This is a genomic window from Actinoplanes sp. CA-131856, from assembly GCF_050956135.1.
Taxonomy (GTDB): Bacteria; Actinomycetota; Actinomycetes; order Mycobacteriales; family Micromonosporaceae; genus Actinoplanes.
On sequence record NZ_CP191849.1, the window covers coordinates 9,786,592 to 9,801,843 of the forward strand.

The following is a 15,252-nucleotide window of genomic DNA, read 5'->3' on the forward strand; positions in this document are numbered from 1 at the left end:
GGCCTCAGGTCGTACGGCCGAAGCAAGCGCAAGCGTCAGTCGTCGGCCAGCACCAACCCGGTCGCGGCCGAGATGCCCTCGAGATAGCCACGGGCGCGCTCGGCCTTGGGATAGCGGTTGACCAGCTCCCAGAAGCTGGCGCTGTGACTGGGGACGACCAGGTGGGACAGCTCGTGCAGCAGCACGTAGTCGATCACCCAGTCGGGCATCTCCTGGATGCGGTGCGAGATGCGGATGGTGCCGTCGTCGGGGGTGCAGGAACCCCAGCGGCCGTTCTGGTTGGTCACCCAGCGCACGCTGGCCGGGCGGACCCGCTCAGCGTGGTCGGAGAGGTAGCGGCTGGTGAGGCGGCGGGCCCGGGACAACAACTCGTCGTCCGTACGGCGGATGCGCTCTTCCCGGGCCTCGAGGCGGGCCAGCATGCGCTCGACCCACTCGGTCTCCTCGGCACGGGAGAACCTGTCCGGGATGAGCACGACCACGCGCTCACCGTCCCTGTACGCGGACACTGTGCGACGCCGGCGCTGGCTGCGCCGCACTTCGACGACAGGCTTGCGCGTCCGGGCCATCACCGGCTCGCGAGGCCCAGATTCGGGTTCACGTTGAGACGCTAATCCGTGAGACCCATGTCACCGCAAGAGTACGGCGGATGACACCCGCCGGATATGCGTAGTTGCTCCCTGTATTACCGGAAAAAATTTCCACAGCCGCAACATCGATGACAGCGTGCCAACTTAGCGCACGTGCCTCGCGTCCCTTTTACGACCGTTTGAAGGCAATCACCGGCGTGTTGCGGCACAAGTGGCCAAAAAGGGCGATTCCTCCCGGCACACTCACGTCGGCGCCGACACCACCGGGGCCGCGCTGACATGGAACCGGCTTGACCTGGGTAGTGGACGGCCCTGACGGGTGGCCACATCCACGTGGTCGCGGATCGGTCCAGCGCCGAACAAGGTCGCTCGGGCCCACCCCGGCCGACAACATTGACTAGGAGGAACCGTGGCCGACAACACGTACAACGGCTACTGCGTTAAGTGCAAGGAGAAGCGCGACTTCCAGGGGACCGTCGAGGTCTCGAAGACCGGCATGAACATGGCCAAGGGCAAGTGCCCGGTGTGCGGGACCACGGTCAACCGCATCCTGGGCAAGGCCAAGGCCTAGTCGTCACCCGACCGGGGAGGGCGGGTCGCCCTCCCCGGTGCATTACCCGGCACTGCCATATCCCCAGCGAACCGAGCACGTTGAGTGAGGTTGTGGACAACCCTCTAGCCTGTGGATAGCTCGTCCACTGCTGTGGATAACCCGCTTCACGGGCGGTGTGGGCCTGTGGACAACGAACTCGCTCCGCATCGCCGCGGTGACATGCTGTCACTCGTGAACCGCCCTCTCCTTCTGCCCGGACTCCCCCGGGTCTGGCGCGACGACACCGAGCTGCAGCTGGGCGCCGACCCGGCCCGATCCGTCCTGCTGCGCCTGCCCGACCCCCGCGCCGCCGAGATCCTCGACCTGCTCGACGGCACCCGCCCCGAGCGCCTGATCCTGCTCCGGGCCATCGAGCTGGGCATTCCCGCCGACCAGGCGAGGGCTGTCCTCGAGTTCCTGCACACGGCCGGCCTGGCCCTGCCGGCCGCCGCCGTGATCCCGCGAACCCCCACCGGCACCGTCCACCAGAGGCTGGTCGGCGAGGCGACGGCCCTGGCCTTCCACGACCGGCGAGCCGCACCGGTGGCGAAAGGCGGACGCGCACCCACCACCACCCTCCGGCGACGCCGGGTCGCCTCCGTGATGATCACTGGGCGTGGCCGTCTGGCCGCGCCGATAGCGGTGGCGCTGGCCGAGGCGGGCGTCGGCCACGTGCGGGCGGACGTCCCCGGCACGGTCCACGAGGACGAGTTGTCGGCCGGCCCGCTCCGCAAGAGCACGATAGGCACGCCGCGGAGCGAGGCGATAGCGGAAGCGGTGGCCCAGGCCATGCCGGGCACCGAAACACGCCACCTCAGAACGGCGAGACCATCCCTGGTCGTCCAACTCGACCACGACAAGCCGGCGGCCCTGGTGGCCGCGGCCCACGCCGCCCGCCGCCAGCCCCACTTGGCGGTGACGATCCGGGACGGCGCCGCCATGATCGGCCCGCTGGTCCCCCAGGCGGGCGGCCCATGCCTGGCCTGCCTGGAACTCCATCGCCTGGACAGGGACGCCAACTGGCCGGGCGCGCCCCGCAACCTCGGTCCCGAGCCGTGCGCGGTGACGACGTTGTTGGCCGCCACGGCATACGCCGTCGCGGAGGCCCTCGCCTACCTGGACGGCGACACCCCGGAAACCCTCGGTGCCTCGATCGAGATCACGGGCCCGGCCCGTTTCCGCCGCCGAACGTGGACCCCACACCCCCTCTGCGATTGCACCCACCGCCCACGCGCGTCCCAGTCATCCACCACCCGCAGGCCGCGAAAGAACAACGCGCCCGAGCCGCGCCCACCCCGCCAGAGAAACGCGACTGACGCATGAGGCCCCCGACCGGAGCCGCCCGAGGAAGCAACACCGCCCCACAGCGCAGCCGCCGACCGAGACCGGCAACGAGACGACACGGTGGCCGGTCGCCAGGGGCCACCACATCGAGGACGAGGGAAGACCGAGCGAGGGCAGCTTGCAAGGCGAAGCCGGGCATTCGGCGACACCGTCGACACGCACAGCCCGCAGGCGACGGCGGGCGACGCGGGCGGGCGACGCGGGCGGGCGGGCGACGCGGACGGGGGCGACGCGGGCAGGCGGGCGACGCGAGCAGGCGGGCGACGCGAGCAGGCAGGCGACGCGGACGAGGGCAACGCGGGCGGGCGGGGGCGACGCGGGCGACGACAGCGAGCGACGGGAGGCCCGTGGTCGAAGACGGCCAGCCCGAAGACGGCGTGGGGGCGGACGGCCGACACGGTGGCCGCGGGTGATGGCCGACCGAAAACTGGCCGGGACAGCGGCTGTGGGAGAGACAGCGCTACGCCGCCCATCGCGGTAGGTGCGCGGCGCGGGACGGATGCGGGGAGTGTGCGGCAGCTGACCTCGGGTGTGGCGGGCCGGCAGGCGGCGCTGGGCAAAGGGGTGCCGCGGGAGACGAGCCGGGCGGCTGCGGGGAAGACAGCGCATAGCGGGACCACCGCGGTAGGTCCCCCCGGGACTGATGCGGGGAAGTGGGCACGGGGGTGCTGCGGGAGACGAGTCGGGCGGCTGTGGGCAGTGGGTGGAGGTTGTGGTGGGGCGGGGCGGGATTTGTGGAGGGGTGGGAAACTTGTAACGGACTTTTGCGGGCGAGTAGGGCGAAGCCGCCCCAGGCGGGCCGAGTAACGGCGCGGCGTCGGTCACAATGATCTGGTGAGCGACATACCGCGGCGGGCGGCGGCCCGGACGGCCAAGCTGGCCTCGCTTCCTCTTGGGTTCGCGGGGCGGACGGCTCTCGGGCTGGGCAAGCGTGCCGTCGGGATCGCGACCGACGTCATCTCGGCCGACATTCAGCAGCGCACCGCCGAGCAGCTCTTCAGCGTGCTCGGGCAGCTCAAGGGTGGCGCCATGAAGTTCGGGCAGGCGCTGTCCGTCTTCGAGGCGGCCATGCCCGAAGAAATGGCGGGGCCCTATCGGCAGGCGCTCACCAAGCTTCAGGAGGCGGCGCCGCCCATGCCGGTCGCCAGCCTCCACAAGGCGCTGGCCGAGCAGCTAGGCGACGACTGGCGTGACCTTTTCGCCGAGTTCGACGACAGCCCGGCCGCCGCGGCCAGCATCGGGCAGGTGCACCGCGCGGTGTGGAAACTTCCGCCCGCCCGCAAGAACGCCAAGCCCAAGACCGTGCCCGTCGCCGTCAAGGTGCAATATCCGGGCGCCGGTGAAGCCCTGCTGGCCGATCTCAAGCAGCTGTCCCGGCTGGCCGGCATGTTCAAGATCATCCAGCCCGGCATGGACATCAAGCCGCTGCTGGCCGAGCTCAAGGACCGGATCACCGAGGAACTCGACTACGCCATGGAGGCCGAGACCCAGCGGGCCTTCGCCACGGCGTACGCCGGAGACCCGGAGATCTATGTTCCCCAGGTGATCGCCTCGGCGCCCCGGGTGCTGGTGACCGAGTGGGTCGAGGGCACGCCGCTGGCCAAGGTGATCTCCGACGGCACCGAGGAGGAGCGTGACGAGGCGGGGCGGCTCATGGCCCTCCTGCACTTCTCGGCGCCGGCCCGGGCCGGGCTGCTGCACGCCGACCCGCATCCGGGCAACTTCCGGATGCTGGCCGACGGGCGGCTCGGCGTCATCGACTTCGGCGCGGTGGCCCGGCTCCCCGGCGGGCACCCGGAAGCGATCGGGCGGCTGGTGCGCCTCGCGCTCGACGACGACGCCGACGGGGTGGCCGAGGGGCTGCGCGAGGAAGGCTTCATCAAGCCCGACGACGAGATCGACGCCCGGGCCGTTCTCGACTTCCTGCGGCCCATGATCGAGCCGGTCGCGGTCGACGAGTTCCGGTTCACCCGGGCCTGGCTGCGCGGCGAGGCGACCCGGCTCAGCAACCCGCGCTCGCCGGCCTACCAGCTCAGCCGCAAGCTCAACCTGCCTCCGTCGTACCTGCTGATCCACCGGGTGACGCTCGGCTCGATCGGCGTGCTGTGCCAGCTCGAGGCCCGCGCGCCCTACCGCGGCATCCTGGAGAAGTGGCTGCCGGGATTCGCGCACGAGGCGCCCGTAGCCTGAAGGCCATGACCCACATCGACGATCTGGCCGCCTTCGTCTCCGCCTCACCCAGCTCCTATCACGCGGCGGCCGAGGTGGCCCGCCGGCTGGGCGAGGCCGGATATCGCACGCTCGACGAGACCGCCGACTGGCGCGACGACGTCCGGCCGGGCGCGCGGCTGCTCATCGTGCGGGACGGTTCGGTCATCGCGCTGGCGATCCCCGAGGGCGCGGCCGCCGGCACCCCGTTCCGGATCCTCGGCGCGCACACCGACTCGCCCGGCTTCAAGCTCAAGCCCAAACCCTCGACGTCCGCTTACGGCTGGTTGCAGGCCGGGGTCGAGGTGTACGGGGGTCCGATCGTCGCCTCATGGTTCGACCGTGAACTGGAGCTCGCGGGCCGGGTCGTCCACCGCGACGGCACGAGCCACCTGGTGCGGACCGGCCCGTTCGCCCGCATCCCGCACCTCGCCATCCACCTCGACCGCGAGCTGAACAACGGGTTCGCGCCCGACCGGCAGCGCGAGGTCCAGCCGGTCTTCGGCGTCGGCGCGGCGAGCGAGGCCGACGTGGTCGGCCACCTGGCCGGGCTGGCCGGCATCGACAGCGAAGCCGTCGCCGGATACGACATCATCACCGTCGACAGCGCCGCCCCGGCCCGCTTCGGCCAGGACGGCAAGCTCTTCGCCTCGGCCCGGCTCGACAACCTCTCCTCGGTGCACGCCGGGGTGACCGCGCTGCTGGCGGCCCAGCCGGCCGGCGCGATCGCGATCCTGGCCGCGTTCGACCACGAGGAGGTCGGCTCCGAGAGCCGCTCCGGCGCGGCCGGCCCGTTCCTGGCCGACGTGCTCGAGCGGGTCTCGTCCGCGCTCGGGGGCGACCGCGCCGATCTGGCCCGGGCCATCGCCGGGTCGTGGTGCCTCTCCTCGGACGCCGGTCATGCCGTACACCCGAACCGCCCGGAGAAGCACGACCCGGTCAACCGTCCCGTGGCCGGTGGCGGGCCCCTGCTGAAGATCAACGCGGTGCAGCGCTACACGACCGACGCGACCGGCGCCGCGCTCTGGGCCCGCACCTGCGCCGAGGCGGGCGTGCCGTGGCAGGAGTTCGTCTCGAACAACGCGGTGCCCTGCGGCTCGACGATCGGCCCGATGACCGCGGCCCGGCTCGGCATTCCCACGCTCGACGTCGGCGTCCCGCTGCTGTCGATGCACTCGGCCCGCGAGCTGACCCACGTCGACGATCCGGCCTACCTCGCCGCCGCCATCGAGGTCTTCCTGTCGGCGTAGAACACGAAGAGGCCCGTCCGCTCAGTGAGCGGACGGGCCTTTGTCTGTTGAAAAGCGTCTAGAAACGCCCTCCACCGAGCTCGCGCGAGGCCCGGTGCTGGGCCTCCATGGCTACTCGACGGGCGGGACGGTGTGCCTCAGGTGTGTAGTCACTCTGAGGCCGACGCATTCGGGCACGGGACAACGCTTCTTGGAGGAGTCTCATCTTCGTTCCGTTCGGGTTCATCTCGATGCTCGGCTTTCGGGTAAGGGGGTTGGGGAGGGTGTGCATGTCAGGCCGCCAGGCGGACGGAGTTGCGGGAGTCCAGACCGTTCGCGGCGAGCCGCTCCTCGACCTCGTGGGCCAGCTCGGCGTCGCGCGCCACGTCGGCCTTACGGGGACGGCCACGCGGCCGCTTGCGCGGAACCACGGCACCGCGCTCGAAGATCTCTCCACCCCAGACACCCCAGGGCTCGTTCCGCTCGGCCGCACCGGCCAGGCACTCGACGCGCAGCGGGCAGTCCCCGCAGAGCGACTTGGCCAGTTCCAGCTGGGCCGGGGAGTCCGAGAACCACAGGTCCGGGTCGAACTTCCGACAGGGCAGGTTTGCCTCGATCTCGACGCTCACGTCGAGTGGGGCCAGCGCCAGACTCATAAAGCCCGGTCACCTCTCTCTTCTCTTCGATCTTCTGGATCGCCGTTCAGGTCGTGCACCGGCCGATGAGCCGGCAAAAAATTAAGGCCGCGGATCCCGGTTACGGGTTCCGCGGCCTCGAGGTGAGCCGGAGGTCTGTTTGTCAGACCGGCCTTCCTCGAGGCGGGACACCGCTGCCACCATCCGTGTAGCGCTTGGAGATGGAGACATTGCTGCCCACGAACCCAGTGGTGCTCTTGGTGCTGATGGCGCCGCCGCGACCCAGTTCCGCCAGCTCGGCCTGAGCGGAGACCTGGTGCACCCGCGACACCGGAGCCCGCTCGGCGGCCAGCACTGCCACGGGGGCAGCCGGCTGGAGAGCGGACGGAGCGCAGGCAAGGGTCAGCGGCATCGACGGTCGCGTCATCGTCATCTCGAAGATCTCCATGTCTGCCACCTCCTCCAATTGCTTGCACTCGTGTCTTGACCTCGCCGAACGTTCCCGCTCGGTGAGCTGTGTCCTGAGGCTATGCCTGCCCCGCACGGGAGGGCAAACGAATTAAGGGGTTGATTCTCAAAGTTTTTCCGCGGCGGCCGAAAGTGGGTCGGCGCCACCTACCAGAGCGAACACCGCGGGCCCGTACTGGCCGAGCTTGCGGGGCCCGATTCCCGCGATCGCCAGAAGCTCGGCCGGGCTACCTGGACGGCGCTCCGCGATCGCCACCAAAGTGGCGTCGGTGAACACCACGTACGCAGGAACGCTGAGCTCCTCGGCCATAGTCGCGCGCCAAGTCTTCAGACGCTCGTAGAGATCTTCGTCGAGGTCCGACGGACAGGTCGGGCAGCGGCCCAGCTTGCGGTCGGCGCCGGCCAGCAGGGTGGCCCCGCAGATGCGGCAGGACGAGACCTGCGGGCGCCTTCGGTCGGGTTTCCGACTCCGGTCGGCGCCGGCCCGCTCGGTGGTCGAGTGGCGTTCGAGCTGCGGCAGGAAGCGGCAGGGGCGGCGGGCCCGGCCGCCCGACGAGCGCATCTGGCCGTACGAGAGCCACAGGTACTGCCGCGCACGCGTGACCCCCACGTAGAGCAGGCGGCGCTCCTCCTCCAGCTGCTCAGGCGTCTTGGCGTACGTCGTCGGAAGGGTCCCGTCGGCCAGACCGACCAGGAAGACCGCGTCCCATTCGAGGCCCTTGGCCGAGTGCAGCGAGGCCAGGGTGACACCGGCCACGGTCGGCGCGTGCTGCTGCTCGGCCCGGCGGGCCAGCTCCTCGTTGAAGCCGGACAGCGTGAGGTCGCGCTGCACGGCCCCGGCCTGCCCGATCGGCTCCAGGGTGGGGCTCTTGGCGTACTCCTCGGCCAAGGTGACCAGGGCGGCCAGCGCCTCCCACTGCTCGCGGGCGGCGCCACCGGCCGGGGGTTGCTCCCGCTGCCAGCCGGTCGCGGCCAGCCCCTCCACGACCGCCTGCACGAGCGGCGTCTCGCCGGGAATCGACCGCACGGCCGCCCGCAGCGCGATCATCGCCTGGCGGATCTCGGTGCGCTCGAAGAACCTCTCGGCCCCGCGGACGACGTACGGCACCTCGGCCTCGGCCAGTGCCTTTTCGTACGTCTCGGATTGCGCGTTCGTCCGGAAGAGCACCGCGATCTCGCTCGCCGGCGTGCCCGCCCCGATCAGCTCACGGCATTTCTTGGCGACCGCGGCCGCCTCACCCGTCTCGTCCGGGAAGATCTTCAGCTCGGGCTCGGCACCGGGCGGCCGCTGGCCGACCAGCTCGAGGCGCAGCCGGGCCTCGTTGCCGCGCGCCTGCCGGATCACGGCGTTGGCCAGACCGACCACCTGCGGGGTGGACCGGTAGTCGCGGACCAGCCGGACCACCACCGCCTCGCGCCGCTGCCGGGGGAAGTCGATCAGGTACGACGACGTGGCCCCGGTGAACGAGTAGATCGTCTGGCTGGCGTCGCCGACCACCGTCAGGTCGTCGCGCCCGCCCAGCCACGCCTCCAGCAGCCGCTGCTGGAGCGGGTTGACGTCCTGATATTCGTCGACCACGAAGTGCCTGTACTGGGCGCGGATCTGCTCGGCCACGTCCGGGTGGTCCTCGATGCCCCAGACCGCGGCCCGCAGCATGTCCTCGAAGTCGATCACGCCCTGCCGCCGCTTGAGCTCCTCGTAGGCGGCGAACACCTCGGCCACCTTGGCCGGCTCGTACGGCGGCTCGCGCAGCGCCTTGGTGGCCGCCACCGGATATTCGCCCGGCTCGACCAGCGACGACTTGGCCCACTCGATCTCACTGGCCAGGTCGCGGGCGCCGGTGCGATCGGCCCGCACCCCCACCCGGGCCGCGGCCAGCCCGACCACGCGGGCCTTGCTCTCCAGCAGCTCGGGCATGGCCCGGCCCTCGAGCAGCCGCGGAGCGAAGTAGCGCACCTGGCGCAGCGCCGCCGCGTGGAACGTGCGCGCCTGCACGCCGCGGGCGCCCAGCTCGGTGAGCCGCGACCGCATCTCGGCGGCGGCGCGGGCGGTGAAGGTCACGGCCAGGATGTGGCGCGGGTTCACCTCGCCGGCCAGCGTCCGATAGGCGATGCGGTGGGTGATCGCGCGGGTCTTGCCGGTGCCCGCGCCGGCCAGGATGCAGACCGGGCCCGCCGGGGCGGTCACCGCCGTCCGCTGTTCGGGGTCCAGCCCGGCCAGCACCGCATCAGTCAGCACAACTGGGAATCATGACACCAGCGGTGGGCGTTGTGCCTGAAGGCGCTGTGCCATGTGACCCATCCGAAGGGATCCTGACCGATGCTGACCATGTACTCGACGTCCTGGTGCGGATATTGCCACCGCCTCAAGTCGCAGCTCGACCGCGAGGGCATCGCCTACGACGTCGTGGACATCGAGCGCGAGCCGGCCGCGGCCGACTTCGTGATGAGCGTCAACGGCGGCAACCAGACGGTGCCGACCTTGAAGTTCGACGACGGGTCGGCGCTGACCAACCCGTCCATCGTCCAGGTCAAGGAGCACCTGGCCGCGCTGGCCGCTAGCTGACCTCCTCCGCGGGCTCGTCCGCGACCACCACCGGCATAGGAATCGGGACGGCGAGCTTCTCGGCCTGTTTGATCAGGTCGTCGAGCTCGCCGTCGGTCATCGCCAGCTCGTCGGCGAGAGAAGCCGACAACAGCAGATGTACGCCGGAGCGGACGGCCACGTCGATGTCCTCCACCGGCACCTTCTCGCCCAGCGCCTCGCGCACCAGCATCTCCGCGTCGAGCGCGGGCAGCGCCGCCGCGGCGTGGAAGTTCACGGCCGTCGCCACGCTGCGCCCGATCTCGGCCAGCGGGCTGTCGGTGAGGAAGCGGCGGCGCACCATGAGACCGAAAGCGATCTCCCACACGCGGCGTTCCGTGTCGCCCGCCGGCGCGGCCAGCCGGGCCGGCACGTCGTTGCGGGCCACCGCCTGGAGCAGGTGCCCGAGCCGCGGCTCGGGCGGGAAGACGGCGCTCACGACGACCGCTCCACCCGGTGCTCGGCCTGCTCGACCAGGTCGGCCAGGTGGGCCGGCGGGATGCCGGGCGGCCGCACCAGATCACCCACGACGTAACAGATCAGCTCGAAACGGCGCAGGTCCGGGATCCGGTACGCCAGGTCGGGCTCGCCGACCGCCGACCGGATCACCGCCTCGGCCTCGCGGGCCAGGCCGCCGCCGGTCGGCAGCGACTGATATTCGAGCAGGTCGCGCACATATCCGGTGACGTCGCGCGGGTCGCGCCCGACGAAGCTGCGGCGGACCGCCACGGTGAACAGCTCGCGCAGCAGCCGGACCGCGGCCGGCGAGTCGCTCAGCCGGGACAGCGACCGCGCCGGGTGCTCGTCCTCGAGCGCCTCGAGCACGTTGCGGCCCGCCGCCGTCGCCGTCTTGACTAATGTCCCGTTTTGTCCCACATACGGATGTTAATCCGGACCCTACGGAATCAGTGCCGGAATGCTGGAGTCCAGCAGACCGCGCTCCTTCAGCGCCCCGTAGAGCGGGGTGGTCCGCGGGAAGTGACCCCACGCGTGGTCGCCACTGCCGTCACCGGCGTGACCGAGCAGCTGACGCTGCACGTCGGAGAAGCCCGCCCACTCCGGCCGGTTCGGCAGGTCCGCGGTCTCGTCCCGGCCGGCGATCCAGCGATAGGTATATCCGAAGAACGCGCCGACCCGGGTGATCGTCGAGTAGTTGTCCGAGCGGGCGTGCCAGAGGCGGCGGTCGAAGACGACGAGATCACCGGGGTCGGCCGTGATCTGGATGGCGCCCTCGGGCTGCGGCCACGGAACGCCGCGGGTCGGCGGACCGGGCAGCCAGTTCGTTTTGTGACTGCCCGGCAGAACGGTGAAATTACCGCGCCCGGTCTCGCTCACATCGGACAGCCAATAGGCCAGCTTCACCGACATCATCGGGCGGGGATCGGTCTCGATCTCGCGGTTCTGCCGGCCGCCGTCCTGGTGCCAGTGCCACCAGTCCTTCTGTTTCACCTGAATCTGCGGATGCACGTCGATGTGGGAGTGATAGACGTGCACGTTCCAGCCGAGCAGCGACCAGATGTAGCGGAACGCCACCGGATGGTCGAGCAGGAAGGCCAGCTCGGGCAGCGAGGTCACCGCCGACAGCTGGTGCAGCGCGCCGGTCGGCCCGAGGCCGTGACCACCGGGTTCGCCGGCGCGCTGGTAGGCGCCGAGTATCGCGGCGCGGGCGACGTCGATCTCGCTCGGCGACAACACTCCGCGTACGACCAGAAAGCCGTCCCGGTCGAACCGGGCGCGCTCATCGGCCGTCATCGGTGCCCATGCGGGCGCTTCCACCTGCGTCATCGAATATCCACCTCTCGGTCTTTGTATAGCGAAGACGAGTCGGTGGCGCGCGAAGGTTACCCAGGAAGCAGAAAACTTTTCTGATTAGAGAAAGTTCAAACAGCCAGCCAGCTCTCAATGAGATAGAAAGCGATCGAAGAAGGCATCGGAAGGCCCATCCGGACACCCGTTTCCGGGTGTTGATAGTCGCCCGCGATCATTTTCGCGATGTCGTCGCGCGAGAACCAGTGCGCCTCGTCGATCTCCGCCGGGTCGAGCGTGAGCGGCTGGTCGGGGTCGGCCGTCGCGTGATAGCCGAGCATCAGGGAGCCCGGGTAGGGCCAGGACTGGCTGCCGGCGTACCGCAGCGATCTCAGCCGCAGCCCGACCTCCTCGCCCACCTCGCGCACGACGCTGGCCTCGGCCGACTCGCCGGGCTCGACGTAGCCGGCCAGGCACGAGAAGCGCAGGCCGCCGTCCGGCGCCGCGCCCCAGGTGGCGTTGTGGCCGAGCAGGCAGCGCCCCTCGGGCCCGGGCCGGCCGTCGTGCACCAGCACGATCATGGCCGGGTCGGTGCGCGGCCACATCGTGTTGCCGTCGTCGTCGACGCGGGCCCAGCCGGCCTCGATCGCCTTGGTCGGCTGACCGGTACGCGGCGAGAACTTGTGGCTCCGATGCCAGTTGCCGAGCGCGGCGGCCGTGGTGAAGATGCCGGCGTCGCGGTCGCTGAGCAGGTGGCCGACGTCGCGCAGGGTCGCCGCGCGGGTGCCCTCGATCTCGGCCAGCGGCGCGTCGATGGTCCAGAGCGGGGTGCCGTCGCGGTCCTCGCCCAGGAACCAGTGCTCGCCCTCCGGCGCCTCGTCCGAGGTGACCAGGACGAGGGCGTCGTCCCGGACCAGCGCCCGGCCGCCCTTGGACAGGTCGACCACGAGGACCAGGCCCCTGGTCCAGGCCTCGGACAACCAGGCTTCGTCAGTACGGTGGTGGGCGGCCCGGTCGAGGGTGGTGCGGGCCAGAGGTGGCGAACCGGGCTGCTCGTGCAGGTCGGGCTGTTCCGGAGCGCTCACTCGGCGCCGCGTTCCACGGTCGTGAGCACGGACAGCTGGCCCTCGACCTTGTCGGCGTCGCCGAGCACGACGGTGACCGCCTTGGACGGCGCGAGGAACCGGGAGGCCACGTCGGCCACCTGCTCGCGGGTCGCCGAGGCCAGGGCCGCCGTGTAGTCGCGCAGATGGTCCAGGCGCAGACCGATGCCGGCGTACATGCTGGCCAGGCCGGCCAGACCGGCCTGGGTGGACATGCCCAGCCGCAGCGTGCCCAGGGCGTAGCGGCGGGCCTGCTCCAGCTCGTCCTCGCCGGGCGGCAGGCTGGCGATGCGGCCCAGCTCGTAGAGGGTCTCGAGCAGCGACGGGCCGGTCACCTCGGTGGCCACCTCGGCCGCCACCATCAGGGCCGAGCCGGCCGCGAAGTGCTCGATGCCGGTGTGCGGGCCGTAGGTATATCCCTTGTCCTCGCGGATGTTCTCGACCCAGCGCGACGAGAAGTAGCCACCGAAGACCAGGTTGGCCAGCTGGAGGGCGGCGTAGTCGGGGTCGGTGCGCTCCAGCGCCGGCAGCGCCATGCGCAGCGACGACTGCACCGCGCCGGGCCGGTCGACCAGCAGCAGCGGACCCGGCTCCAGCGGCGGGGTGGGCGGGATCGTGCCGTCCTTGGCCGGGCCGGTCCAGCTGCCGAGCGCCTTCTCGGCGGCGTCGATCGCCTTTTCCGGGTTGATGTCGCCGACCAGCACCAGCACGGCGCCCTCGGGACGGACCCGGTCGGCGTGCAGCGCGCGCAGCTGCGCCGGGCGGACCGAGCGGACCTGCTCGGGCTCGGGGGTCTGCACGGCGTACGGGTGCTTGCCGTAGATCCGCTTGAGCAGGGCGGTGCGGGCCAGATGGGCGGGCTGGCTCTGCGCGACCTGGATGTGGTCGACGAGGCGCTCGCGCTCGGTGGCGACCTCCTCGTTGGGATAGCCCGGGTCGGTCAGCACCGCGGCCAGGATCTCCAGCATCCGGTCGAGCCCCGCGGCCAGTGAGTTGCCGCTGATCAGCAACTTGTCGGGGTCGAGGCCGGCCGAGAGGCCGCCGCCGACGGCCTGGAGCTCGGCCGCGATGTCGACGCTGGTCATCTCGCTGGTGCCGGTGAACAGCGCCTGCGACAGCAGGGTGGCCCGGGGCAGCGGCGTCTTGCCGAACGGCACCCGCAGCCGCAGCTCGACCAGCGGAACCGCCGGCCGCCGGATGGCGATCACGGTCAGCCCGCCGGCGATCGTGCGCTCGGCCTCACGCGGCAGCTTGAGCTTGGCGTCGGGAATCAGGTCGGGCAGGGCTTTCGAACTCATGTGGTGGCTCCCGGGAGGACCTCGACGGTGGCGCGACGTTCGGGGCGCAGGGTGGCCGCGGCGGCGACGATCTGCGCCTCGGTCACCTCGCCGACCAGCTTGGGCAGCTCGTTGAGCATCTCGGGACGGCCGCGCTGGAGCTCGAGCACGGCCATCGGCAGCGCCCGGCCGAGCACCGCGTCGGTGTCGCGCAGCAGGTGGGTGGCGATGCGGGCCTGGGTGCGCTCCAGCTCGCCCGGCCGCAGACCGTCGGCGGCCAGCCGGTCGAGCTCCTCGTCGACCGTGCGCAGCACCTTTTCCGCGTCGCCGCCGGGCGGCATGTGCGCCTGCAACAGCAGCGCGGTGGGGTTGCGGACCTGGAACTCGTCGCCCATGAAGCCGATGTAGCCGCCGATGCTCGTCACCGTGCGGTCGCGCTGCACCAGGCGCTCGACCAGCCGGGACGCGTCACCGTCGGTGAGCACCTCGGCCAGCACCACGAACGGCAGGTAGTCGCGGAACGCGTTGATCGGGTCGGGGACCCGCCAGGCGCTGGCCACGCCGGGCAGCGGGGCGAGCTTGTCGGTGTACGAGTCGCGGCGCTCACCGTCGAGGTCGGGCTCGTCGAAGTCGGGCCGCTCCGGCGCCGGGCGGGCCGGCACGTCACCGAAGTGCCGCTTGATCATCTCGGTGGCCTTGGCCACGTCGAAGTCGCCGGCCACCGCGAGCGTCGCGTTGCCGCACGCGTAGTAGCGGTCGAAGAAGTTCTGCGCGTCCTCGACGGTGGCGCTGTCGAGATCGCCGAACGAGCCGTAGCCGTCATGGGCGTTGGCGAAGGTCTCGAACATCACCGGGGGCAGGCGCAGCCACGGGAACCCGCCGTACGGCCGGTTCAGCACGTTGACCCGGATCTCCTCCTTGACCACGTCGATCTGGTTGAGCAGATTTTCCTCGGTGAGCCGGGGCCCGCGCATGCGGTCGGCCTCGAGGAAGAGGGCCCGCTCGAGCGCGCCCGACGGCAGCACCTCGAAGTAGTCGGTGAAGTCGAGGTGGGTCGAGCCGTTGAAGGTGCCGCCGGCGCCCTGCACATGCCGGAAGTGGGCCAGCTTCTCCAGGTTTTCCGAGCCCTGGAACATCAGGTGCTCGAAGAGATGGGCGAAGCCGGTGCGGCCCTCGGGCTCGGAGCGGATGCCGACGTCGTAGACGACCGCGACACCGACGACCGGGGCGCTGCGATCGGGAGTCAGCACCACCCGCAAACCGTTGTCCAGGGTGAATCGCTCGACCGGATATTTCGTCGCGGGGATCTTGATTCTGCGCGCCACAAAATGACATTAGCGCCTTCGGCGGCCACTGTGGCGGCGGCCGGTCACCGAGCGATCGCATCCCGTCATCCGGACAGTGCCCGGCACGGGGCTTGACCCCAATCTCTACTTAGGCCATTATTCCTATCCGCTAGATAGGTTAGACAGACAA

Annotated in this window: 15 protein-coding genes; 5 read left to right on the top strand and 10 right to left on the bottom strand. The window is 70.8% G+C overall.

The features are described from left to right. Positions 1–35: 35 nt before the first annotated feature. On the bottom strand, positions 36–569 hold the full coding sequence (locus tag ACQP2X_RS44970) for a M48 metallopeptidase family protein (RefSeq protein ID WP_498692299.1): 534 nt from the start codon (positions 567–569) through the stop codon (positions 36–38). A 430-nt stretch (positions 570–999) separates the two neighbouring features. Between ACQP2X_RS44970 and ACQP2X_RS44975 the strand changes: the two genes are divergently transcribed. From ACQP2X_RS44975 to ACQP2X_RS44990, 4 genes are all read left to right on the top strand, one after another. Continuing rightward, complete coding sequence (locus ACQP2X_RS44975; protein ID WP_015625326.1) at positions 1,000–1,161, top strand: DUF5679 domain-containing protein; 162 nt, start codon at positions 1,000–1,002, stop codon at positions 1,159–1,161. 213 nt (positions 1,162–1,374) lie between these two features. Then, positions 1,375–2,505: a hypothetical protein gene (locus tag ACQP2X_RS44980; protein WP_498692300.1), complete on the top strand. Its 1,131-nt coding sequence runs from the start codon at positions 1,375–1,377 to the stop codon at positions 2,503–2,505. Positions 2,506–3,360: 855 nt separating this feature from the next. After that, positions 3,361–4,716, top strand: a complete 1,356-nt coding sequence (locus tag ACQP2X_RS44985) for an ABC1 kinase family protein (RefSeq protein ID WP_498692301.1) — start codon at positions 3,361–3,363, stop codon at positions 4,714–4,716. Positions 4,717–4,721: 5 nt separating this feature from the next. Then, the gene (locus tag ACQP2X_RS44990; protein WP_498692302.1) at positions 4,722–5,984 is read left to right on the top strand and encodes a M18 family aminopeptidase; all 1,263 of its coding nucleotides are present in this window, start codon (positions 4,722–4,724) and stop codon (positions 5,982–5,984) included. A 272-nt stretch (positions 5,985–6,256) separates the two neighbouring features. On the opposite strand, the gene ACQP2X_RS44995 is transcribed toward ACQP2X_RS44990, so the two are convergent. The 3 genes from ACQP2X_RS44995 to ACQP2X_RS45005 form a co-directional block, all read right to left on the bottom strand. Then, complete coding sequence (locus ACQP2X_RS44995) at positions 6,257–6,619, bottom strand: WhiB family transcriptional regulator (RefSeq protein ID WP_097318008.1); 363 nt, start codon at positions 6,617–6,619, stop codon at positions 6,257–6,259. Between the two features lie 142 nt (positions 6,620–6,761). After that, positions 6,762–7,046, bottom strand: a complete 285-nt coding sequence (locus ACQP2X_RS45000; protein WP_498692303.1) for a hypothetical protein — start codon at positions 7,044–7,046, stop codon at positions 6,762–6,764. A gap of 126 nt (positions 7,047–7,172) precedes the next feature. After that, positions 7,173–9,305, bottom strand: a complete 2,133-nt coding sequence (locus ACQP2X_RS45005) for an ATP-dependent DNA helicase UvrD2 (RefSeq protein ID WP_498692304.1) — start codon at positions 9,303–9,305, stop codon at positions 7,173–7,175. Between the two features lie 81 nt (positions 9,306–9,386). On the opposite strand from ACQP2X_RS45005, the gene ACQP2X_RS45010 reads away from it, so the two are divergent. Beyond that, complete coding sequence (locus ACQP2X_RS45010) at positions 9,387–9,632, top strand: mycoredoxin (RefSeq protein WP_097318005.1); 246 nt, start codon at positions 9,387–9,389, stop codon at positions 9,630–9,632. Here the strand turns inward: ACQP2X_RS45010 and ACQP2X_RS45015 are convergent. The 6 genes from ACQP2X_RS45015 to ACQP2X_RS45040 form a co-directional block, all read right to left on the bottom strand. After that, complete coding sequence (locus ACQP2X_RS45015) at positions 9,625–10,089, bottom strand: hypothetical protein (RefSeq protein ID WP_498692305.1); 465 nt, start codon at positions 10,087–10,089, stop codon at positions 9,625–9,627. The genes ACQP2X_RS45010 and ACQP2X_RS45015 overlap by 8 nt on opposite strands. Beyond that, entirely contained in the window at positions 10,086–10,475 is a 390-nt protein-coding gene (locus ACQP2X_RS45020) for a hypothetical protein (RefSeq protein ID WP_498692306.1), read from the bottom strand. The genes ACQP2X_RS45015 and ACQP2X_RS45020 overlap by 4 nt, the downstream gene beginning before the upstream one ends. 72 nt (positions 10,476–10,547) lie before the next feature. After that, on the bottom strand, positions 10,548–11,435 hold the full coding sequence (locus ACQP2X_RS45025; protein WP_498692307.1) for a phytanoyl-CoA dioxygenase family protein: 888 nt from the start codon (positions 11,433–11,435) through the stop codon (positions 10,548–10,550). A gap of 95 nt (positions 11,436–11,530) precedes the next feature. Continuing rightward, positions 11,531–12,457, bottom strand: a complete 927-nt coding sequence (nudC, locus tag ACQP2X_RS45030) for an NAD(+) diphosphatase (protein WP_498701256.1) — start codon at positions 12,455–12,457, stop codon at positions 11,531–11,533. A gap of 20 nt (positions 12,458–12,477) precedes the next feature. Then, positions 12,478–13,797: a M16 family metallopeptidase gene (locus ACQP2X_RS45035; RefSeq protein ID WP_498692308.1), complete on the bottom strand. Its 1,320-nt coding sequence runs from the start codon at positions 13,795–13,797 to the stop codon at positions 12,478–12,480. Further along, the gene (locus ACQP2X_RS45040; protein ID WP_498692309.1) at positions 13,794–15,101 is read right to left on the bottom strand and encodes a M16 family metallopeptidase; all 1,308 of its coding nucleotides are present in this window, start codon (positions 15,099–15,101) and stop codon (positions 13,794–13,796) included. Before ACQP2X_RS45040 ends, ACQP2X_RS45035 begins: the two co-directional genes overlap by 4 nt. Positions 15,102–15,252 lie beyond the last annotated feature (151 nt).

Coding starts and splice junctions, on each gene's coding strand:
- ACQP2X_RS44970 (WP_498692299.1), bottom strand. CDS start 569: ATGGCCCGGACGCGCAAGCCTGTCGTCGAAGTGCGGCGCAGCCAGCGC.
- ACQP2X_RS44990 (WP_498692302.1), top strand. CDS start 4,722: ATGACCCACATCGACGATCTGGCCGCCTTCGTCTCCGCCTCACCCAGC.
- ACQP2X_RS44995 (WP_097318008.1), bottom strand. CDS start 6,619: ATGAGTCTGGCGCTGGCCCCACTCGACGTGAGCGTCGAGATCGAGGCA.
- ACQP2X_RS45000 (WP_498692303.1), bottom strand. CDS start 7,046: ATGGAGATCTTCGAGATGACGATGACGCGACCGTCGATGCCGCTGACC.
- ACQP2X_RS45010 (WP_097318005.1), top strand. CDS start 9,387: ATGCTGACCATGTACTCGACGTCCTGGTGCGGATATTGCCACCGCCTC.
- ACQP2X_RS45025 (WP_498692307.1), bottom strand. CDS start 11,435: ATGACGCAGGTGGAAGCGCCCGCATGGGCACCGATGACGGCCGATGAG.
- ACQP2X_RS45035 (WP_498692308.1), bottom strand. CDS start 13,797: ATGAGTTCGAAAGCCCTGCCCGACCTGATTCCCGACGCCAAGCTCAAG.